We start from the raw sequence: 22,152 nt of genomic DNA, 5'->3' as shown, positions 1-22,152 counted from the left end.
CTTTTCCTTCATTCCTGGCATTGAATGCTCTGGAAACATCCCCATATACTGACTTACTTGTTGGTGATGTCATGATATTCGTCATCCTTCAAACCGCAGGTGCGTTGACTGCACCCACTCGCTCCAGTCACATAGTCAACTATGCTACTGGAGATTCGTGGTCTGGTCGCCTTGCTGCAATTTGAATGATTTAGAATATAGACTGAGGCATCGCCCCATCACCAGGCGGACCTTAACTAAGAGAGAGCTCTATGAATCCTGAGCGTTCTGAACGCATTGAAATCCCCGTATTGCCGTTGCGCGATGTGGTGGTTTATCCGCACATGGTAATTCCACTGTTTGTCGGGCGAGAAAAATCCATTCGTTGCCTGGAAGCGGCCATGGATCATGATAAAAAAATCATGCTGGTGGCGCAGAAAGAAGCCTCGACAGATGAGCCAGGTATCAATGACCTGTTCTCAGTGGGGACCGTGGCATCCATCCTGCAAATGCTGAAACTGCCAGACGGCACCGTTAAAGTGCTGGTTGAAGGGTTACAGCGTGCGCGTATTACCACGCTTTCTGACAACGGTGACCATTTCTCAGCCCAGGCTGAGTACCTGAATTCGCCAGCTATCGAAGAGCGCGAACAGGAAGTGTTGGTACGCACCGCAATTGGGCAGTTTGAAGGCTATATCAAACTGAACAAAAAAATCCCGCCAGAAGTGCTGACATCGTTGAACAGCATTGACGATCCTGCGCGTCTGGCAGACACCATCGCGGCCCACATGCCATTGAAACTGACTGACAAACAGTCCGTTCTTGAGATGTCCGATATTAACGAGCGTCTTGAATATCTGATGGCCATGATGGAGTCAGAAATCGATCTGCTGCAGGTTGAGAAACGTATTCGCAACCGTGTTAAAAAGCAGATGGAAAAGAGCCAGCGTGAGTACTATCTGAATGAGCAAATGAAAGCGATTCAGAAAGAACTCGGCGAAATGGACGACGCTCCTGACGAAAATGAAGCGCTAAAACGCAAAATCGACGCGGCTAAAATGCCGAAAGAGGCGCGTGAAAAAACCGAAGCGGAACTGCAAAAACTGAAAATGATGTCGCCAATGTCTGCGGAAGCAACCGTAGTTCGTGGTTATATCGATTGGATGGTGCAGGTACCGTGGAATGCGCGTAGCAAAGTGAAAAAAGATCTGCGTCAGGCGCAGGAAGTCCTCGATACCGATCATTACGGCCTTGAGCGTGTGAAAGATCGTATCCTGGAATACCTCGCAGTCCAGAGCCGCGTTAACAAGCTCAAAGGGCCAATCTTGTGCCTGGTTGGGCCTCCAGGTGTAGGTAAAACCTCACTGGGTCAGTCCATCGCTCGTGCGACCGGGCGTAAATATGTGCGCATGGCTTTGGGTGGCGTACGTGACGAAGCTGAAATTCGTGGGCATCGTCGTACTTACATCGGTTCCATGCCGGGCAAATTGATTCAGAAAATGGCGAAAGTGGGCGTTAAAAACCCATTATTCCTGTTGGATGAAATCGATAAAATGTCCTCAGACATGCGTGGCGATCCGGCATCTGCACTTCTGGAAGTTCTTGATCCAGAACAGAACGTGGCGTTCAACGACCACTATCTGGAAGTAGATTACGATCTGAGCGACGTGATGTTTGTAGCAACGTCAAACTCCATGAACATTCCGGCACCGCTGCTGGATCGTATGGAAGTGATTCGTCTGTCCGGTTACACCGAAGACGAAAAACTGAACATTGCTAAACAGCATCTGTTGACCAAGCAAATCGAACGTAACGCATTGAAGAAAGGTGAGCTGACGGTTGAAGACAGCGCCATTAGCGGCATTATCCGTTATTACACCCGTGAAGCGGGTGTGCGTAGTCTGGAACGTGAAATCTCTAAACTATGCCGTAAAGCGGTTAAACAGCTGCTGCTGGATAAAACGCTCAAGCACATCACCATCAACGGCGATAACCTGAAAGATTTCCTTGGCGTGCAGCGCTTTGACTATGGCCGTGCAGAGAGCGAAAACCGTGTAGGGCAGGTAACAGGCCTTGCGTGGACCGAAGTAGGTGGTGATTTACTGACCATTGAAACCGCATGTGTGCCGGGCAAAGGCAAATTAACTTACACCGGTTCTTTGGGTGAAGTTATGCAGGAATCTATCCAGGCTGCGTTGACCGTGGTGCGTGCGCGTGCAGAGAAATTGGGCATTAATGCTGATTTCTACGAAAAACGCGACATCCACGTTCACGTACCGGAAGGTGCAACACCGAAAGATGGCCCAAGTGCGGGTATTGCGATGTGTACTGCGCTGGTATCTTGCCTGACAGGTAACCCTGTTCGTGCAGATGTGGCGATGACCGGTGAAATTACGCTGCGTGGTCAGGTTCTGCCAATCGGTGGTTTGAAAGAAAAACTGCTCGCGGCACACCGTGGTGGAATTAAAACTGTTCTGATTCCGGATGAAAATAAACGTGATCTGGAAGAGATTCCTGACAATGTTATCGCCGATCTGGATATCCATCCGGTGAAGCGCATCGAGGAAGTTTTGGCTCTTGCATTGCAAAACGAACCCTACGGAATGCAGGTTGTAACTGCAAAATAGTGACCTGACGCATATTCGGTCAATAAAATCAGAGCTGGCTGGTGAATTGTCACTTGCCAGCTTTTTTTTGTATCGCTACTTTAGACTGCTGGTGAGGCATGTCCTGAACAACGGGTGTTGTAAGGGCATGACAGGCCTGATATAACTGCTGCGCGGTCGCACTTTGAAGGATATCTGGTGCGATATAAATTATAAAGAGAGGAAGAGAAGAGTGAATAAATCTCAACTGATAGACAAAATTGCCGCAGGTGCTGATATTTCTAAAGCCGCGGCTGGACGTGCATTAGACGCTGTGATTGCTTCTGTTACCGAATCTCTGCAGTCCGGGGAAGACGTGGCACTGGTTGGCTTTGGAACTTTTGCTGTTCGTGAACGTGCTGCCCGTACTGGCCGTAACCCACAAACAGGTAAAGAAATCACCATCGCGGCTGCAAAAGTACCAGGCTTCCGTGCTGGTAAAGCGCTGAAAGAAGCTGTTAACTGATATATCGCGAGCCCTAACCTGCGTGATTCGGGTTGAATGATGACGGGGATATAGGGCAAGTCGAGTAAAGTTAGGTCAGGGCGCATCGTTAGATGTGCCTTTTTTTATGGCTGATGCCTAATTTTGCGCATGTTTGATGATTTGAACCCATTTTCTTGTCACAATACCCGCTTGCACACAGCGGCACAGCAGTACGCATATTCAGGGATGCCCATTTAGCGGCTGCGCTGGGTTTACCATTCACACTACAGTGGAGTGTTGTTACACCATGATGGACAATTTACGTACGGCGGCAAACAGCCTCGTAATCAAGATAATTTTCGGCATCATTATCGTGTCATTCATTTTGACTGGCGTGAGTGGCTACCTGATTGGCGGTAGTGCCAACTATGCCGCAAAAGTGAATGGTCAAGAAATCAGCCGTGGTCAGTTTGAAAACGCCGTTGCTAGCGAACGTAATCGTCAACAGCAGCAACTGGGCGAACAGTACTCTGTGCTGGCTGGCAACGAAGGCTACATTAAGCAGATGCGTCAGCAGGTGCTGTCACGCATGGTTGATGAAGCGTTAATGGATCAATACGCCAAACACCTTGGCCTTGGTATCAGCGATGAACAAATCAAACAAGCCATCTTTAAAGAGCCGGCATTCCAGAACAACGGCAAGTTTGATAACGCGCGTTATACCTCCATCCTCAACAACATGGGCATGACACCCGATCAATACGCGCAGGCACTTCGCAATCAACTGACCACTCAGCAACTGATTAACGCCGTCGTTGGCACCGATTTCATGCTGACCGGTGAAACTGATGAGCTGGCAGCTCTGGTATCACAGCAGCGTGTCGTTCGTGAAGCCACAATTGATGTGAACGCACTGGCTGCGAAGCAAGAAGTTACCGAGCAGGAAATTAACTCCAGCTACGAGCAAAACAAAAACAACTACATCGCTCCTGAGCAATTCCGGGTCAGCTACATCATGCTTGATGCGGCGTCTCAGAAAGTGGAAGTCGCAGATGCTGATATCCAGTCTTACTACGACCAGCATCAGGACGAGTTCACTCAGCCTCAGCGTAATCGCTACAGCGTGATTCAGACCAAAACTGAAGCCGAAGCTAAAGCGGTTCTTGATGAGCTGAGCAAAGGTGCTGACTTTGCTGCACTGGCTAAAGAAAAATCTGCGGACATCATCTCTGCACGTAAGGGTGGTGACATGGGTTGGCTGGAGCCAGGCACTACACCGGACGAGCTGAACAATGCAGGTCTGAAAGATAAAGGCCAGCTTTCTGGGGTAATCAAATCTTCTGTTGGTTTCCTGGTTGTCCGCCTCGACGACGTTCAGCCTGCGCAAACCAAACCGCTGTCTGAAGTAAAAGACGCGATTACGGCGAAAGTGAAGCAAGATAAAGCGGTTGATGCTTACTATGCGCTGCAACAGAAAGTAAGCGACGCGGCAAGCAACGATAACGAATCTCTGGCAAGTGCTGAAAAAGTCGCTGGCGTTAAAGCGGTTGAGACTGGCTGGTTCGGTCACGATAACTTACCGGCAGAGCTGAACTTCAAACCGGTTTCAGATGCTATTTTCAATGGTGCTCTGGTCGGTGCTAACGGTACGCCAGGAAGCAACTCTGACATCATTACCGTTGAGGGTGACCGTGCTTTCGTGGTGCGTGTAGCAGAACATAAAGCAGAAGCAATTAAACCGTTAGCTGAAGTTCGTGAGCAGGTTATCGCGCAGGTTAAACACCAAAAAGCTGAGCAACAAGCGAAGCTGAATGCAGATAAAATCCTGAACGAACTGAAACTGGGTAAAGGCGACGAAGCGATGAAAGTTGCAGGTTTGAGCTTCGGTTCCGCAAAAACGCTGGCGCGTACTGGCCAGGACCCAATCAGCCAGGCTGCTTTCACTCTGCCATTACCAGCTAAAGACAAGCCTTCCTTCGGCGTGGCTAACGACATGCAGGGTAACGTTGTTCTGTTAGCGGTCGATGAAGTTAAACCCGGTGATATGCCAGCTGAGCAGAAAAAAGCAATGGTACAAGGTATCACCCAGAACAATGCCCAAATTGCTTTCGAAGCGTTGATGACCAATCTGCGCAAAGAAGCCAAAATCAAGATGGGCGACAGCATCGAACAGCAGTAACGTTCTTCGGCGTTGCTCGCACTCCAGTGCAACGCTCTGCAACATTCAAAGGCCGCTTTCGCGGCCTTTTCCACATTTGAAGATTGCCATTTGCCCCTGTTTTTCCCTCCCGTTAAGGTTAATTCGCTGTCAACACACAAGGAGGAACAGCATGAAAACAGGAATCAAAAGCGGAATGAAAGCAGTCTGCATTGCGGTAGCTCTTATCGGTGCCAGCGCGTGCTCTCTGGCTACAGCAGCACCGGCTGCCGTCAAAAATGAAGCGGCTCAGCAACAAAGCGATAAAACCCCAGCCGCACCCGTCACCACCGCGAAGCAAGGTGATGCCGACGATGGCGTAGTAAGTATTAACACTGCCAGTGCAGAAGCTATGGCGCAGGCGATGAATGGTGTGGGGCTGAAGAAAGCTCAGTCGATTGTGAGCTATCGTGAAGAGTACGGCCCATTTAAGGCGATTGAGCAATTACAGGAGGTGCCAGGGATTGGCAGCGCGTTAGTCGAACGCAATCTGTCTCGCATTAAGCTCTGACGCATTAGCCCCGTTACTCGCATACGTTAAAAAGTTTGCTATGCTAAATGACAGGTCATACCAGTTTGGTGTGGCCTGTTTACTTCACCTGATGACCAAAACTAAAAATAGGGTTTTAGCGCTATGCAAACACAAATCAAAGTTCGGGGTTACCATCTTGATTTCTATCAGCATGTTAACAATGCCCGCTACCTTGAGTTCCTTGAAGAAGCCCGCTGGGAAGGGCTGGAGAACGCAGCGGGTTTCCAATGGATGACGGCCCACAACATTGCGTTCATCGTGGTAAACATCAATATTAACTACCGGCGTCCGGCAGTGCTTGGTGATGTATTACGCATTGAAAGCTCCCTGCAGCAACTCAATGGCAAAAGCGGTGTTTTAAGCCAGGTGGTTAAACTTGAGCCTGAAGGCGAGGTTGTGGCGGACGCGCTGCTGACATTCGTGTGTATCGATTTGAAAACTCAGAAGTCGGTGCCGCTGGAAGGAGAACTGCGCGAGAAGTTAGTGCAGATGATGGAATAACTGATGGGGCGTGGCAAAACCACGCCCGCTGAATTACTTCAGACCCGTTTTCTGCTTCATGGCCGCCATGATCGCGGGTTTATCTGCCAGGTAATGGTTTAACCCGTTAGCCCGCAGGTTGCAGGCCGCACACTCACCGCAGCCATCCCCCTGAATGCCGTTGTAACAGGTCAGGGTTTGCTGGCGTACCAAATCCAGTTGCTGCCAGTAATCTGCCAGCGCCCAGGTTTCTGCTTTATCCAGCCACATCAGTGGCGTTTCAAAACGAATATCCCGCGCCATACCGAGGCTGACTGCGTGATTGAGCGCTTTCACGAATTCATCGCGGCAATCCGGGTAACCTGAGAAATCAGTTTCGCAAACGCCGGTAATCACCGCTTCCGCTTCAACCTGATAGGCATAAATCGCGGTTAGCGTCAGGAACAGAATATTACGACCGGGTACGAAAGTGCTTGGAATGCCATTTTCTGTCGGATCGTAATTGGGCACCGGGATGCTGTCACGCGTCAGGCTGCTGACAGCCAGTTCGTTCAGCAAAGTGACATCGAGAACTTTATGCGCACGCGCGCCCAGTTTCAGAGCAAGCTCACGGGCAACGTCAATCTCAGCACGGTGGCGCTGGCCATAATCAAACGTCACACAGTGGACTTCATCATACTGTTGTAATGCCTGAATCAGGCAGGTTGTGGAATCCTGGCCACCACTAAAGACGACAACTGCACGTTTCATGTGTAATCCTGTTAAACAACTAAAAATATATGGTAACGCGTGGGCGTATGGCTGCCCAGCTCCTTGACGCCATTGTTTTCAAACCATGGTCGGTGGCGGTAACCACGCCTGAGTAAAATCGAACCAACCCCAGGCGTTCAATTCAATGCCATTTACACCTGGCGGCGCACTAATCTGGTAACGGTAATTAAACAGTGGAGACACGATGGCATCGCGCATTAATGCGCTGAACACTTCTTGCAAACCAGTATTGCGGGCATTTTCGTCGGGGTGGATTTGCACGGTATCGAGTGTTGCCTGCAAATGGGTGTACTGGTTTTCAGTCAGAACCGCAGGCCACAGCACATCGCTGCGTAACCACTGCTCCAGCGTGTAGACCGGTGCCTCGCCAATTAACCGGTCGCCCATCATTAAATCAGCTTCAGCTAACGCATCACACCCGGTCCAGTTTTTCGCGTCGTGGAAGACTAGCGTTAATTCACAACCTAAGGCAGCAAGAGATGTTTTAAGCTGCTGGGCCATCACGTGCAATTCAACCGGCAAATGATAAAGCAGCGTCACTTGTGGCGGCAGCGCAACCGCGTCGCACTGAGTCCACTCGGGAATTTTCCAGCCGGGGATCATCTCAACGCTTGGCATGATCAGCGATTCATCGACGGGCAGGCTGGCGATCAACTGTTGCTGGTGGATTACCTGCATCAGAAAGCGCGCCTGCTCTGGTGACAAGTTGCTGTTTTGCTTCACCGCCAGATAACAAAAGCCGAGGCTGATGCTATTACTGACAGGGCGAAGATGGACCAGTTCATCTTGTTGCCCAATGGCAATTTGCACCGGATGGCGGCAACTGGTGCCTAGTTCGGTGTCGAACAATTGTGGGGTAATCCAGTATTCCACTGCTTTGAGTAACGGATGGCCGAGATGGTAAGACTCAAAGCTCTCGATGCGTACCAGATTCTCTTTATAGCTGCTGATGCGAAATGGCCCGCAGCCGATTTGGTCATCTTCTGGGTGGGCCAGGCGGCTGCAATAACTCGCCAGCCGATGAGCCAGCCAGTAGTCGGGGCTATGCAGCACAAAACGGATGCATTGCGTATGGGCGAGCTCAATGCTTTTCACGCTGACAAACAGATGCCGCATTGCCGGAAGTGCCAGCAGCATCATTAAACGTTGCTGTAATTGCGTGCTTTCCACTGGCTCGCCGTTGTGCCAGTGAAGTGTGGAGCGAATAAAAAAGTTCCAGTTCAGGCCGTCTTCGGAGACTTCCCAATGATGAGCAAGGTCAGGTTGTGGGAGCGTGCCAGAGGAGGTGAATCGGGTGAGGCCAGCAAAGATTTGCCCAGCTAAATGCTGCTCGGCACGACCTGGCAGAAAACCCGGCTGCAAAGGTTCTAGCGGACGATAATAGGGAATACGTAGCGTCGGCGTATCATTTTGCCACTGCCCACCTAAAAATGGTTGCAGCAAATGGCGCAGTTGTTCCGGTGCGATCTGCGCCAGTTCGAGCGCATTCTGATGCTGTCCTTTGTGCAACACCTGTTCCATCATTCCTGAACGAACGCTTTCCGGCGTCACCAAAAAGGTCAGGGTGCCGCGTTTCCCGCGCCCGGACTTCGCCTCCCAGGTTAACCACCCCGCATCCTGTAGCTGATTGAGCAACGTTCGCACATGGCGTTCACTGCAAAAACAGCGAGCGGCCAAATCCGCTACGGTGACGTGTTGAATTTCCCCCGCCGAGGGTTGCCACAAACGTTGAAATTGGTTGAGTCGATTGAGTAGTCGCATAGTTAAACCCGGAACAATTTTAAAAAAGTATTCACTATTAGTTCCGTATATACCAGGTGATACTGCCAGCTGTGTTTTAGTCGTCACAAATCGGAGTAAACATGGCTCTTCTGGCTGCATTTGATATGGATGGTACGCTGTTAATGCCCAATCATCTTTTGGGCGAAGAAACGGTGCGTACCCTAAACCGGTTGCGCGATGAACGCCAGATGACACTCGCATTTGCCACGGGTCGCCATGTGCTGGAGATGCGCCATGTCCTGAACAAACTCTCACTGGAAGCGTTTTTGATAACCGGCAACGGGACACGCATTCACTCAACGGAAGGCGAACTTCTGCACCGCCAGGATCTTGCAGCAGAGGCAGCGGAAACCGTGATTCACGGGCAGTGGGAAACCCAGGCTAGCCTGCACGTGTTTAATGACACCGGCTGGTTAACGGAATATGCAGTTGGGGAAATGCTCAACGCCCACGTTTACAGCGGCTTTAGCCCGAAAATTGTTGATGTAAAACGCATCCCTTCTGATGAAGTGACGAAGACCTGTTTCTGTGGCCCGCACGATGACCTGCTACGGCTGAAAGTTCAACTGGAAGAGGCGCTGGGTGACCGCGCGTTTCTCTGTTTCTCGGCGGTAGATTGCTTAGAAGTGTTACCGGTGGGCTGCAACAAAGGCTCGGCGTTGAAGGTATTAAGTCAGCATCTTGGCCTGACGATGAAAGATTGTATGGCATTTGGCGACGCGATGAACGACCGCGAAATGCTCTCAAGCGTGGGTCATGGATTAATCATGGGCAACGCGATGGCACAACTGAAAGCAGATTTACCGCATTTACCTGTTATTGGTCATTGCCAAAAACAGGCCGTTTCTCATTATTTGACTCATTGGCTTGATACACCAAACCTCACTTATTCCCCCGAATGATAAGGCATTAAGCCAGCCGGGCATTAGCCCGGCTTTTTTTTCGTTATTGCCTGAATAACTCGTCACTGATCCCCTGTCGACAAATTCTCGCTGAGATAATCCAGTTGCTCATTTAACCACGCATTAACGATAGCTGTTGAGGCTTTACTGGCATCGCTGGCGGTGAATTTTCGCTCTGTTTGTAGCCACTCCATCGTCGCTTTACGTGCCGGATCTATCGCGATAAGTAGCTGTTCACGTTGCACCTTTGGCCAGCTTTTGTCATCCCATTCGCTAATTCTCTTCTCAGGGGATTCCTGCGATTGACCTTCAATTGGCTTAAGGAAATCGGTGGGTGAGAGCGTTGCACGCAGCCGGAGTATCGCCCAATCCGCATAGCTGGCATAACGAATGGTACCCGAATTTGGGTACGCAGCACTCATGACTGGATCGAGGATTTTATTAAGCTGCTTCCACGCAGGTAGTTCAAAAAGATTGCCTTGCGGTGGGCAGATAGGGGCCTGGCTATCGCGAGAGGAACCCCATAATGCCCCAAAAGCTCGATAAGCCGCATCGCCCTGGCGGCTAAAAACAAAGCAATGAACATCAGGGCGGGGAGGGACTTCATCATACCTGCCCTGCTCAATGGTCATGCGCAGAAAGGTCAGTACGGCAACGTTCTTGCTGGTTTTAGGATCGTTCTCAATATCTTTCAGCAATGAGGCTGCAAAGTCGTTCTGTTTATTTAACGCGGTGACCGCAACCTGGTGGCGTTGTTTCGCTTCTTCCGCCGTGACGCCACTGGTGGGTTCAAAACGATTGAGGTAGACCAGCCATGCGGAGGCAAGCGGGCCACGATACTGCTTCAACTGATAAGCGGCATTTGCCGGATCGGCAGGAATACTGGCAATAATCGCGTCGAGTTGAGTTTCCGCCTGTTGCGTTGTTGCTTGTAGACTGGATTTACGCTGGTTAAACAGGTTTTCCAGGCAAGCCGCATCGGCGTTACACGCATCGCGTTCTTTTAGCCAGCTACGCTGGTTTTTGCGTAACTCACTTGCCCCTTCATCAGACAGGTTCGCCATTGCCGTTTGGTATTTTTCATTGAGAGTACTGTCGAGCTGGCTCAGTGTTTCGTTATCACAAATAGCGTGTTCGATGGCCGTTGTCGCTTTGCTGCAATCGAACGAGGCCGCATGTGTTGAATGAACCACGAAGAAGCCTGCCAGGCTGAGACTCAGTAACAAACGCCGGTCAACTAACCGGCGTGGAAAGCGAAGAGAAGCGTGAATATGCACAGTGAGTTCCTTTCAGTGTCCTTTTTGGGGAGAACAATAATACCTCACTTCTCGCCTGTGGATTCTATTGTGCAGCCACCTGTTTGTGAATTTCAGCCATCCACGGCGCAACATCGCCGATGTTCGCCTTCACCCAATCCGCGTTGTAATAGGTTTCCAGATAACGTTCACCGCTGTCACAAAGCAACGTCACAATAGAACCGGTGCGCCCTTCATCACGCATCCGTGCGGCAAGCTGCAACACACCCCACATATTGGTGCCGGTCGATGCGCCGACTTTACGGCCCAGTATCGTTTCCAGCCATTGCATCGTGGCAATACTGGCCGCATCAGGGACACGCATCATTTCGTCGATAACATCCGGGATGAACGATGGCTCGCAGCGTGGGCGGCCAATCCCTTCAATTTTACTGCCGATAGCACTGCGCAGGCTGCAATCGCGGTTCTGCCAATAATCCATGAACACTGAATTTTGCGGGTCGACAACCGCCAGTTGCGTCGGATACCCCAGGTAGCGCAAATAACGGCCAATCGTTGCGGAAGTGCCGCCGGTACCGGCGCTCATCACAATATACTCAGGCACTGGATTAGGCTCATGTTCCATCTGGCGGAAAACACTGTCGGCAATGTTGTTATTGCCACGCCAGTCGGTGGCGCGTTCGGCGTAAGTAAACTGATCCATATAATGGCCGTTCAGTTCGCGAGCCAGCGTTTCAGAAGCTGCGTAAATTTCGCAGGCGTTTTCCACGAAATGGCAGCGGCCACCATAAAACTCAATTTGTTCAACCTTACGTTTCGCCGTGTAGGCGGGCATCACGGCGATAAAAGGCAGCCCTAACAAACGGGCAAAATAGGCCTCTGAAACAGCGGTAGAACCGGAAGACGCCTCAATGATGGTGGTGCCTTCTTTAATCCAGCCGTTACACAAACCATATAAAAACAGCGAACGGGCAAGACGATGTTTCAGGCTACCTGTTGGATGCGTACTTTCATCTTTCAGATACAGCTGAATACCGGGAAAACCAGGCAGCGCCAGGCGAATTAAATGTGTATCGGCGGAACGTTGGTAATCGGCGTTAATTTCGCTTATTGCGTGGTTTACCCAGATGCTGGTCATGTTGTTGTCCGTATGAATTTTCGTTTGTCTATTTGTGCCTAGAGTAATGCAAAAATGAGATAAAAAAGTTGCCTTTTAGCCTGTCAGGAACGTTCAATGGAGAAAAAATTTCTCCCGGAGGTCGCCATGTTAGATAAAATTGACCGCAAGCTGCTATCCTTGCTGCAAAAAGACTGCACCCTCTCTTTGCAGGCACTCGCTGATGCCGTTAATCTGACCACCACACCCTGCTGGAAACGCCTGAAACGGCTGGAAGACGACGGCATCATCCGCGCCAAAGTTGCGTTATTAGACCCGGAAAAACTCGGCCTCGGTCTGACAGCATTTGTGTTGATAAAAACCCAACACCACAGCAGTGAGTGGTACTGCAAATTTGTTTCTGTCGTGGAGCAGATGCCTGAAGTGCTCGGTTTCTGGCGCATGGCGGGGGAGTACGACTACCTGATGCGTGTACAGGTAGAAGACATGAAACGGTACGATGATTTTTACAAACGGCTGGTGAATGGTATTCCTGGTTTAACCGACGTGACTTCGAGTTTTGCCATGGAACAGATAAAATACACCACGGCCTTGCCACTGGAACGCTAAGTTAGGTTCTCCGGCCTCAATAGCATTTCACTAGTATTTCTCAGGAATTTGACTGCGTGCGATTATTTGCTCAATTAAGCTGGTACTTCACCCGCGAATGGCGACGCTATCTCGGGGCTGTCGCCTTGCTTATTATCATTGCTATCTTGCAACTTGTGCCGCCAAAACTGGTGGGCGTAATTGTCGATGGTGTGACTCAACAGCGCCTTTCTGGCAGTGACGTACTGATGTGGATTGGCGTGATACTGGTTATCGCGGTGATCGTCTACATACTACGTTACGTCTGGCGCGTGCTGTTGTTCGGGGCAAGCTACCAGCTTGCCGTTGAATTGCGCGAAGATTATTACCGCCAGTTGAGCCGCCATCATCCCGAGTTTTATCTACGTCACCGCACCGGTGACTTAATGGCACGCGCGACAAACGATGTTGATCGCGTGGTTTTTGCTGCAGGTGAAGGCGTGTTAACGCTGGTGGATTCGCTGGTGATGGGCTGCGCGGTATTAATCGTGATGTCGACGCAAATCAGCTGGGAGTTGACGCTGCTCGCGCTGTTACCTATGCCAGTTATGGCGCTGGTCATCAAACGTTATGGCGACCAATTACATCAACGCTTCAAACTCGCCCAGGCCGCATTCTCAACGCTAAATGACCGCACGCAGGAAAGTTTATCCAGCATCCGCATGATTAAAGCCTTTGGTCTTGAAGACCGCCAATCCGCGCTGTTTGCCGCTGAAGCTAAAGATGCTGGCGAGAAAAACATGAAAGTGGCGCGGGTGGATGCACGCTTTGATCCGACGATTTATATCACCATCGGCACCGCAAACCTGCTGGCGATCGGCGGCGGCAGTTGGATGGTGATTCAGGGTTCGCTCACCCTTGGGCAACTCACCAGCTTTGTGATGTACCTCGGCCTGATGATTGGCCGATGCTGGCGCTGGCGTGGATGTTCAATATTGTTGAGCGCGGCAGTGCGGCGTACAGCCGAATTCGCAGCATGCTCTCCGAAGCGCCGTCAGTCACCGATGGCACCAAAGAAGCGCCAGCCGGTCGCGGTACAGTTGAAGCGAATATTCAGGCGTTCCATTATCCGCAAACCGCACGCCCGACACTTGAAAATGTCTCCTTCACCTTAAAACCAGGCGAAATGTTGGGGTTATGTGGCCCAACGGGCGCCGGGAAAAGTACCATTCTGTCCCTGCTCCAGCGTCATTTTGACATCGACCAGGGTGAGATTTGTTTCCATGGTATTCCGCTGGTGCAGATGCAGCTCGACTCCTGGCGTAGCCGTCTGGCGGTGGTCAATCAGACACCATTCTTGTTCTCTGACACGGTGGCCAGCAATATTGCTTTGGGCAAACCGGGCGCCACGCAGCAGGAAATTGAACATGTTGCCAGGCTTGCCAGCGTTCATGACGATATTCTGCGTTTACCACAAGGTTACGAAACTGAAGTCGGTGAGCGTGGCGTGATGCTATCCGGCGGCCAGAAACAGCGTATTTCTATCGCTCGTGCATTATTGCTTGATGCAGAAATCTTGATCCTCGACGACGCGCTTTCTGCCGTTGACGGGCGTACCGAGCACCAAATCCTGCATAACCTGCGCCAGTGGGGCGAAAACCGCACCGTTATTATTAGCGCGCACCGTCTGTCGGCTTTGACCGAAGCCAGTGAAATCCTCGTGATGCAGCACGGGCATGTTGCCCAACGCGGCAATCACGATGTGCTGGTAGGGAAGTCTGGTTGGTATCGCGACATGTATCGTTATCAACAACTGGAAGCGGCGCTGGATGATGCGCCAGAAACGACGGTAGACGAGGAACCTGCCAATGCGTAAATCCATACAGCAATGGCCAACCATCAAACGCCTGCTGGCATATGGCTCACCGTGGCGTAAACCGCTCGCAGGGGCGGTAGTGATGTTGTGGATTGCGGCGGCAGCCGAAGTCAGCGGCCCGATTTTAGTGAGTTATTTTATTGATAACATGGTGTCTGAGCATCGCATGCCGATTGCGGCGGCAGCGGGGCTAGGAACAGCCTACCTGTTGCTGTCAATTTCGGCGGCGACGCTGCATTACTGGCAGGCTTTATTATTTAACCAGGCCGCTGTTGGCGTAGTACAAAAGCTGCGTACTGACGTGATGGATGCCGCATTGCGCCAGCCACTGAGTACCTTTGATACCCAGCCGGTTGGGCAATTAATTTCCCGTGTTACCAACGACACCGAAGTCATTCGCGATCTCTACGTGACGGTCGTTGCGACAGTATTGCGCAGTGCCGCACTGATTGGCGCGATGCTGGTGGCGATGTTCAGCCTCGACTGGCGCATGGCGTCGGTGGCGGTCTGCATCTTCCCGGCGGTGATCATCGTGATGTTTATCTACCAGCGTTACAGCACACCGATTGTGCGCCGGGTGCGTAGCTATCTGGCGGATATCAACGATGGCTTTAACGAAGTGATTAACGGGATGAGCGTCATCCAGCAGTTCCGCCAACAGGCAAGATTTGGCGAGCGGATGGGGGCGGCGAGCCGTTCGCACTATTTAGCGCGGATGCAAACCTTGCGCCTCGATGGTTTTTTATTACGACCGTTGTTGAGCCTGTTTTCCGCAATGGTGCTGTGCGGCTTGCTGATGCTGTTCGGTTTCACCTCAGTTGGCACCATTGAAGTTGGCGTGTTATACGCGTTTATCAACTATTTGGGGCGTCTTAACGAGCCGCTGATTGAACTCACCACGCAACAATCGATGCTGCAACAGGCAGTGGTGGCAGGTGAACGCGTGTTCGAATTAATGGACGGTAAGCGCCAGGATTACGGCAACGATACTCGCCCGCTGGAAAGCGGCCATATCGAGGTGGATAACGTCTCTTTCGCCTATCGCGGTGACCGTCTGGTATTGCAGGATATTCACCTTGATGTCCCAGCGCGTAGTTTTGTGGCGCTGGTGGGACATACCGGAAGTGGGAAAAGTACCCTCGCAAACTTGTTGATGGGCTATTACCCGCTGACCAACGGTGAAATTCGTCTTGATGGCCGCCCTCTGGATACGCTGAGCCATAGTGTGTTGCGCCAGGGTGTAGCGATGGTGCAACAAGATCCAGTGGTACTGGCGGACTCTTTCTTTGCTAACGTCACGCTAGGGCGCGACATCAGCGAAGCGGCGGTCTGGCAAGCGCTGGAAACGGTGCAACTGGCAGAACTGGCTCGCACCATGAGTGATGGCATCTACACGCGGTTGGGCGAGCAGGGCAATAACTTGTCTGTTGGTCAGAAGCAATTACTGGCTCTGGCACGCGTGCTGGTGGATGCACCGCAGATTTTGATCCTCGATGAAGCAACAGCAAATATCGACTCCGGCACCGAGCAGGCCATTCAACATGCGCTGGCCGCGGTGCGTGAGCACACCACGCTGGTGGTGATTGCTCACCGTTTATCGACCATTACCGATGCCGATACCATTCTGGTGTTGCACCGTGGGCAGGCTGTTGAACGTGGTACGCACAGTGAATTGCTGGCAGCACAGGGCCGTTACTGGCAGATGTACCAGCTGCAACTGGCAGGTGAAGAATTAGCCGCGGCAACTCGCGAAGAGCCTGCCACCGCTTGATGCACCAAAAACACGCATAAATCCAATGGGTATCTCCATTGGTGCAGAAGCGAAACGCACCATGCACTGAAATGGTGCGTTTTTATTACCTAAGAACTTTCTTAATCCCAGTCATCGTTATTCCTTCCCCATCAACCCTTATTCGGCGCGGCTTAACGCGCTGAAAAAACCTGTTTTTCATTTTTGGCATGGCCTTTGCTTTATGTAATCAGTGTTGCAAGGGCAATTACCCAATTCTGACTGGAGGGGATCTATGAAGCTGGTTACCGTGGTGATCAAACCGTTCAAACTCGAAGATGTACGCGAAGCGCTGTCTTCAATCGGTATTCAAGGGCTGACTGTTACCGAGGTTAAAGGCTTTGGCCGCCAGAAAGGTCACGCAGAGTTGTACCGCGGTGCTGAATACAGCGTCAATTTCCTGCCTAAAGTGAAAATTGATGTGGCAATTGCCGATGATCAACTTGATGAAGTGATTGATGTCATTAGCAAAGCTGCCTACACCGGCAAGATTGGCGATGGCAAAATTTTTGTTGCTGAACTGCAACGCGTCATCCGCATTCGTACCGGCGAAGCCGACGAAGCTGCACTGTAATCGTCTTGCCACTCGTGAAAGGGATGGAAAAAATGAAGAAATTAGCCTCTATCTTAGGCGTTGTAGCCCTGGCACTTGCGCCATCAATCGCGCTTGCGGCACCCGCTGTGGCCGATAAAGCAGACAACGCCTTTATGATGATTAGCACCGCATTGGTGCTGTTTATGACAATACCTGGGCTGGCGCTGTTTTACGGTGGCCTGATTCGCTCCAAAAACGTGCTGTCGATGCTGACTCAGATAACGGTCACGTTTGCGCTGGTTTGTGTGCTGTGGGTGGTTTATGGCTATACCCTGGCCTTTGGCTCCGGTGGCAGCTTCTTTGGTAACTTCGACTGGGTATTGCTGAAGAATATTCAGCTCACCGCGTTGATGGGCTCTTTCTACCAATATATTCATGTGGCGTTCCAGGGTTCCTTCGCCTGTATCACCGTGGGCCTAATTGTTGGCGCGCTGGCTGAACGTATTCGCTTCTCAGCGGTGCTGATTTTCGTCGTGATTTGGCTGACGCTCTCTTATGTGCCGATTGCCCATATGGTGTGGGGTGGTGGCTTACTGGCAACACACGGTGCAATGGACTTCGCGGGTGGTACTGTCGTCCATATCAATGCCGCGGTTGCGGGCCTGGTAGGTGCTTACCTGATTGGCAAACGTGTTGGCTACGGTAAAGAAGCGTTCAAACCGCACAACTTACCGATGGTGTTTACCGGTACTGCGATCCTCTACTTCGGCTGGTTTGGCTTCAACGCCGGTTCGGCAAGTGCTGCAAACGAAATCGCCGCTCTGGCCTTTGTGAACACGGTTGTTGCAACTGCCGCTGCCGTCCTCGGCTGGGTATTTGGTGAGTGGGCATTGCGTGGCAAACCTTCTCTGCTGGGCGCGTGTTCCGGTGCCATTGCAGGTCTGGTCGGTATCACTCCAGCGTGTGGTTATGTTGGCGTCGGCGGTGCACTGATTATCGGTATCGTAGCGGGTCTGGCCGGTTTGTGGGGTGTGACGCTGCTGAAAAAATGGCTGCGTGTCGATGACCCTTGTGATGTGTTCGGTGTCCACGGCGTGTGCGGTATCGTAGGTTGCATCATGACCGGTATCTTTGCTGCAACTTCACTGGGTGGTGTGGGCTATGCACAAGGCGTGACCATGGGCCATCAAATCCTGGTGCAACTGGAAAGTATCGGTGTGACGATTGTCTGGTCTGCGGTAGTCGCGTTCATTGGCTTCAAAGTGGCTGACCTGACTGTCGGTCTGCGTGTACCAGAAGAACATGAGCGTGAAGGCCTGGATGTGAACAGCCACGGCGAGAATGCTTACAACGCATAAATGATTTCCCCCTCACCCTGGCCCTCTCCCCAGGGAGAGGGGATAACCGGTGTTTTCTCTGACCTTCTCCCTCTCCTGGGGGAGAGGGTCGGGGTGAGGGCGAGCCAATCTTAACCTCGCTTACGCATAACCCCCTCTTGCACCGTAGACGCCACCAGCACGCCATCGCGTGAATAGAATTCGCCTCTAACAAAACCGCGCGCACTAGAAGCCGAAGTACTCTCAACGCTGTAAAGCAGCCAGTCATTCATATCGAACGGGCGGTGGAACCACATCGAATGATCGATTGTCGCCACCTGCATGCCCGGCTCCAGGAAACCGACGCCGTGAGGCTGAAGGGCGACGGGCAGGAAGTTAAAATCAGAGGCGTAACCCAGCAAGTACTGATGGACGTGTAACTCGGTTGGCATTTTCCCGTTGGCACGCATCCACACCTGGCGTACCGGCTCATCGACATGCCCTTGCATCGGGTTGTGGAACACCACCGGGCGGATCTCCAGCGGTTTTTCACAGAGAAACTTCTCTTTCAGGCTCTGAGGCAGCAGCTTTTCAAACGCCATGGCGATTTCTGTTTCTGACTTCAGGTTTTCCGGCGCAGGGGCTCCAGGCATAGCTTTTTGATGTTCAAAACCGGGTTCTGGCGCCTGGAAAGAGGCGGTCATATAGAAAATGGGTTTGCCATTTTGAATCGCCGCCACGCGACGAGCGCTGAAACTATTGCCATCACGCAGGGTTTCGACGTCATAAACAATCGGTTTTTGGCTATCGCCGGGACGCAGAAAATAACTGTGGAATGAATGCACCAGACGTTCAGCTGGCACGGTTTCTTTGGCGGCATACAACGCCTGGCCAACAACTTGCCCACCGAATACCTGACGTAAACCTAAGTCCTCGCTCTGGCCACGAAAAATACCTTCTTCAATCTTTTCCAGATTGAGTAATGCCAACAAATTGCTGAGCGCCTGACTCATAAAAGGTCCTCAATGGAATTAACAAAAATCGCGCAATTGGCCTGATTATAACAGGTTTCCTGTAATCGCCACTCAGTGGCCCGACCTGACGAAATGTCTTAGTTTTCAGAAAAAGTCAGAATTTTGTGCCACACTTAGCATGATAAGTATATTTAACCACTCATTACTCGTGGGCCTGAAGCCTGCTGGTGCGTTGATAAAAGGAGAACAAATCAATGAAACTTGTGCACACGTTAAGTGGTTTAGCCATGGCAGTTGCGTTGACGGGATGCGCGCATAACAAAAGTGCTGACATCCCAACGCCAGCCCCAGCTGCGACGACGTCGTCAGCGGCGGCATTAGCACAATCTGATATTCAACAGCCGAATGTATCGGGGACAGTCTGGATTCGTCAGCGTATTGCGCTTCCGCCGGATGCGGTGCTAACGGTGACATTGTCTGACGCATCTTTGGCAGATGCTCCGTCAAGAGTGCTGTCGCAAAGAGCGGTCCGTACTGAAGGGAAGCAATCACCTTTCAGTTTTGTGTTGCCGTTTAACCCAGCGGATATTCAGCCTAACGCTCGCATCATCTTGAGTGCGGCGATCACCGTAAACAATCAGCTGATGTTTATCACCGATACCATTCAGCCGGTCATTAACAACGGTGGGACCAAAGCAGACCTGACCCTGGTGCCCGTTCAGCAAACGGCGGTTCCAGTCCAGGATAACGGTGGTGCGGTATCGACCGTTCCTGCGCCAACGCAGTACTGATACTAAGCACATAAGCGCCTCTGCGGAGGCGCTTGACGCTGATATCGTAGGTCGGATAAGCGCAGCGTCATCCGACACAACTGGCTAATCCCCTCACGGAGGCGCTAATTAATAATTCCAGCGATAACGTTCCATCTCAATTTTCCCGTCCCCAGACACCATAATCCCTTCTGATAGCAAAGCTTGCCGCTGGCGCTGTAGATCCGGGCCGGTCAGCGAAATCGTGCCATGACGATTCACGACGCGATGCCACGGTAATTTACTGCCTTCAGGTAAGCGCTTGAGAACACCTCCGACTTGTCGTGCGGCACGCGGTGAACCCGCCAGGCGCGCCACATCGCCATATGTGGTGACGCAACCTTCAGGAATAGCGGCAATAATCTGATAAACACGCTGCGGGAATGAATCGTTGTTATCCATAGCAAACTCCAAATCAGGATGCCGGTAAGGATAATCGTCGTGTACTAAACTAGAAAGAAAAACTGGGGGTGCGCAAGAAAGCAACACCTGACCGCTCCTTGCTTGCAATTGCCGGGGGCAACATGGATAATGCGCCAGCGCGTTAGGTAACTAGCGCTCTCAATGGGGGCCCTGTTGGTTCTCCCGCAACACTAATTTGTGAATTCGGTCAGGTCCGGAAGGAAGCAGCCGCAGCAGATGACGTGTGTGCCGGGATGTAGCTGGCAGGGCCCCCACCCAATTCTGGGGTCTGCTAAACCACCGTTCTTCTTAGATATTCACTACCTGCTTGCGCAACACTCTCCCAAATCGGTTTTAATCGTTCCAGCGCGATGCGCATTTCCGTGGTTTCTAACGTAAACGGCATTCTTAAATAGCGTTCAAATGCGCCATCAATGCCAAAACGTGGCCCTGCGCCAATGCGGATGCCTTGCGATTCTGCACTTGCGGCAAACACCGTCGCCAATGGTTTTGGCAACTCAATCCACCACGATAATCCCCCTTGTGGCACCACGGTCAGTTTCCAGTCGGGAAACAGTTCTTTAATGGCTGCACCGCAGGCATCTCTGCGCTGGCGTAAAATTTCACGGCGTTGGGGTAAAAAGTTTTCAGCGTCGTTAAACAGGTTAATCGCGGCAAGTTGCTCAAGGATTGGCGAGCCTAAATCCAGCGAATCGCGGATTTGTATCAGCGAAGCAATGATGCGTGTACTGGCGCGTATCCAGCCGAGGCGCAAACCACCCCAGAAGCTTTTTCCGGCGGAACCTAGCGTAATCACCCGGTCGGCATCATCAAAAGCGGCCAGTGGTGGCGGTGGTGGGGCGTCGTACCACAGGTCGGCCATGGTTTCATCGACCACTATTGTGGTGCGTGTTCGGGCGGCAATATCAGCGATGGTTGCACGAGTTGTGGCATCCATACAGCAGCCGACAGGATTATGAAAATCGGCCAGCAAGTAGGCCAGCCGTGGCGAAGTTTGTGCAATGGTGGCTGCCATTCCTTCAGTGTCCCAACCTTGTTGTGTCAGGCTAACGGGAACAGCACGGCATGACGCTCCTTTAATGGCGGCGAGTGCCATCGGGTAAGTAGGCTGGTCGATGACCACGCGGTCGCCAGGGCCGGTTAACAAACGTAAGATCAAGCCAAAACCACTCAGCGCACCGTTGACGATCATAATCTGATCGGCGTCAGTTGGCAGCCCGCGGGCGGCATAGCGTTGCGCGATAATCTCACGCAGTTCAGGCAAACCCTGCTGGTTATAACCGGTCGTCGCTAAATGTTCTGGCAAGGCAATCAGTGCCTGAGCATAGGCCTGATGAATTTCTGGCCCGGCAGTGAGTGCCGCAGTGGAAAGATCTAATGTGGTCGCCCTGCCAGGAAGAGGAGAGACGGTTTGCCGCCCTTCCGGCAGCATGGTGACAGAACCTGAACCTTGTCGGCTTGCCAGATATCCTTCATCCCGCAACTGAGCCAGCGCGGTGGCGACCGTGGTACGGCTAATACCGAGTGCGGCTGCCAGTTCTCGCTCACCAGGCAGGCGGCAATCGAGCGGCAAGCGTCCATCCAGAATCAGCAACCGTAGCCCATCCGCCAGTTGGCGATAAACCGGGGAGCGCGGTAAATCCTGTTGCCAGTTTCCCAGCAATTTTGTCAGCGATGATGAACCGGTTCTGCGCTGTGTCATAGCAATCCACTTTGTATTAACTGGACCTTAATATCAGATCCATTTTGCGTGAAAGTAAAGCCACAAAAGATTT

18 protein-coding genes, 1 other RNA gene and 1 pseudogene are annotated in these 22,152 nt (G+C 51.8%); 13 read left to right on the top strand and 7 right to left on the bottom strand.

From position 1 onward, the window contains the following. Positions 1–251: 251 nt before the first annotated feature. The 5 genes from lon (at position 252) to MES37_RS04590 (ending at position 6,281) form a co-directional block, all read left to right on the top strand. On the top strand, positions 252–2,606 hold the full coding sequence (gene lon, locus MES37_RS04610) for an endopeptidase La (RefSeq protein WP_064549120.1): 2,355 nt from the start codon (positions 252–254) through the stop codon (positions 2,604–2,606). A 211-nt stretch (positions 2,607–2,817) separates the two neighbouring features. Continuing rightward, positions 2,818–3,090 (top strand): nucleoid-associated protein HU-beta, encoded by a 273-nt coding sequence (hupB, locus tag MES37_RS04605; RefSeq protein WP_034457998.1) that lies wholly within the window; start codon positions 2,818–2,820, stop codon positions 3,088–3,090. 268 nt (positions 3,091–3,358) lie between these two features. Further along, positions 3,359–5,230, top strand: a complete 1,872-nt coding sequence (gene ppiD, locus MES37_RS04600) for a peptidylprolyl isomerase (RefSeq protein WP_237930198.1) — start codon at positions 3,359–3,361, stop codon at positions 5,228–5,230. A gap of 163 nt (positions 5,231–5,393) precedes the next feature. After that, a complete protein-coding gene (locus MES37_RS04595) occupies positions 5,394–5,759 on the top strand; it encodes a helix-hairpin-helix domain-containing protein (protein ID WP_064549132.1) in 366 nt (121 codons plus the stop codon). A 123-nt stretch (positions 5,760–5,882) separates the two neighbouring features. After that, positions 5,883–6,281 carry a YbgC/FadM family acyl-CoA thioesterase gene (locus MES37_RS04590; RefSeq protein ID WP_064549116.1) on the top strand — a complete coding sequence of 133 codons (399 nt, stop codon included), beginning with the start codon at positions 5,883–5,885 and terminating at the stop codon, positions 6,279–6,281. Between the two features lie 33 nt (positions 6,282–6,314). Here MES37_RS04590 and queC read toward each other — a convergent pair whose 3' ends face one another. Both queC and MES37_RS04580 read right to left on the bottom strand, forming a co-directional pair. Next, entirely contained in the window at positions 6,315–7,010 is a 696-nt protein-coding gene (gene queC, locus MES37_RS04585) for a 7-cyano-7-deazaguanine synthase QueC (protein WP_121814214.1), read from the bottom strand. 78 nt (positions 7,011–7,088) lie between these two features. After that, positions 7,089–8,792, bottom strand: a complete 1,704-nt coding sequence (locus MES37_RS04580; RefSeq protein ID WP_133522335.1) for an SgrR family transcriptional regulator — start codon at positions 8,790–8,792, stop codon at positions 7,089–7,091. Positions 8,793–8,893: 101 nt separating this feature from the next. On the opposite strand from MES37_RS04580, the gene cof reads away from it, so the two are divergent. Further along, the gene (gene cof / locus MES37_RS04575; protein ID WP_237930189.1) at positions 8,894–9,715 is read left to right on the top strand and encodes an HMP-PP phosphatase; all 822 of its coding nucleotides are present in this window, start codon (positions 8,894–8,896) and stop codon (positions 9,713–9,715) included. A gap of 62 nt (positions 9,716–9,777) precedes the next feature. Here cof and MES37_RS04570 read toward each other — a convergent pair whose 3' ends face one another. Next, positions 9,778–10,992, bottom strand: a complete 1,215-nt coding sequence (locus tag MES37_RS04570) for a lysozyme inhibitor LprI family protein (protein WP_202914384.1) — start codon at positions 10,990–10,992, stop codon at positions 9,778–9,780. Between the two features lie 64 nt (positions 10,993–11,056). Then, positions 11,057–12,109, bottom strand: coding sequence for a PLP-dependent cysteine synthase family protein (locus MES37_RS04565; RefSeq protein WP_133522336.1), 1,053 nt, complete (start codon positions 12,107–12,109; stop codon positions 11,057–11,059). Positions 12,110–12,235: 126 nt separating this feature from the next. On the opposite strand from MES37_RS04565, the gene MES37_RS04560 reads away from it, so the two are divergent. From MES37_RS04560 to amtB, 5 genes and pseudogenes are all read left to right on the top strand, one after another. Then, positions 12,236–12,697 carry an Lrp/AsnC family transcriptional regulator gene (locus MES37_RS04560; RefSeq protein WP_064549128.1) on the top strand — a complete coding sequence of 154 codons (462 nt, stop codon included), beginning with the start codon at positions 12,236–12,238 and terminating at the stop codon, positions 12,695–12,697. 56 nt (positions 12,698–12,753) lie between these two features. Beyond that, positions 12,754–14,531, top strand: a pseudogene (locus MES37_RS04555) (SmdA family multidrug ABC transporter permease/ATP-binding protein). Beyond that, the gene (locus MES37_RS04550) at positions 14,524–16,302 is read left to right on the top strand and encodes a SmdB family multidrug efflux ABC transporter permease/ATP-binding protein (protein ID WP_064549105.1); all 1,779 of its coding nucleotides are present in this window, start codon (positions 14,524–14,526) and stop codon (positions 16,300–16,302) included. Before MES37_RS04555 ends, MES37_RS04550 begins: the two are co-directional and overlap by 8 nt. A 253-nt stretch (positions 16,303–16,555) precedes the next feature. Beyond that, positions 16,556–16,894, top strand: a complete 339-nt coding sequence (gene glnK, locus MES37_RS04545; RefSeq protein ID WP_002891893.1) for a P-II family nitrogen regulator — start codon at positions 16,556–16,558, stop codon at positions 16,892–16,894. Between the two features lie 32 nt (positions 16,895–16,926). Then, positions 16,927–18,213: an ammonium transporter AmtB gene (gene amtB, locus MES37_RS04540; protein WP_064549103.1), complete on the top strand. Its 1,287-nt coding sequence runs from the start codon at positions 16,927–16,929 to the stop codon at positions 18,211–18,213. Positions 18,214–18,323: 110 nt separating this feature from the next. On the opposite strand, the gene tesB is transcribed toward amtB, so the two are convergent. Next, positions 18,324–19,184 carry an acyl-CoA thioesterase II gene (gene tesB / locus MES37_RS04535; RefSeq protein WP_064549101.1) on the bottom strand — a complete coding sequence of 287 codons (861 nt, stop codon included), beginning with the start codon at positions 19,182–19,184 and terminating at the stop codon, positions 18,324–18,326. Positions 19,185–19,399: 215 nt separating this feature from the next. Here tesB and MES37_RS04530 point away from each other — a divergent pair, with 215 nt between their 5' ends. Beyond that, on the top strand, positions 19,400–19,936 hold the full coding sequence (locus tag MES37_RS04530) for a YbaY family lipoprotein (protein WP_064549099.1): 537 nt from the start codon (positions 19,400–19,402) through the stop codon (positions 19,934–19,936). 108 nt (positions 19,937–20,044) lie between these two features. Here the strand turns inward: MES37_RS04530 and MES37_RS04525 are convergent, their stop codons facing one another. Next, complete coding sequence (locus MES37_RS04525) at positions 20,045–20,356, bottom strand: MGMT family protein (RefSeq protein ID WP_064549097.1); 312 nt, start codon at positions 20,354–20,356, stop codon at positions 20,045–20,047. Positions 20,357–20,528: 172 nt separating this feature from the next. On the opposite strand from MES37_RS04525, the gene ffs reads away from it, so the two are divergent. Further along, positions 20,529–20,625: signal recognition particle sRNA small type (gene ffs, locus MES37_RS04520), an RNA gene on the top strand. Between the two features lie 23 nt (positions 20,626–20,648). Here ffs and yczR read toward each other — a convergent pair. Further along, entirely contained in the window at positions 20,649–22,079 is a 1,431-nt protein-coding gene (gene yczR, locus MES37_RS04515) for a MocR-like transcription factor YczR (protein ID WP_237930187.1), read from the bottom strand. Positions 22,080–22,152: the final 73 nt, after the last annotated feature.

The sequence above is a fragment of the Buttiauxella sp. S19-1 genome (assembly GCF_022134725.1).
GTDB classification, from domain to species: Bacteria; Pseudomonadota; Gammaproteobacteria; order Enterobacterales; family Enterobacteriaceae; genus Buttiauxella; species Buttiauxella ferragutiae.
This window is presented reverse-complemented; position numbering and strand designations above follow the sequence as displayed.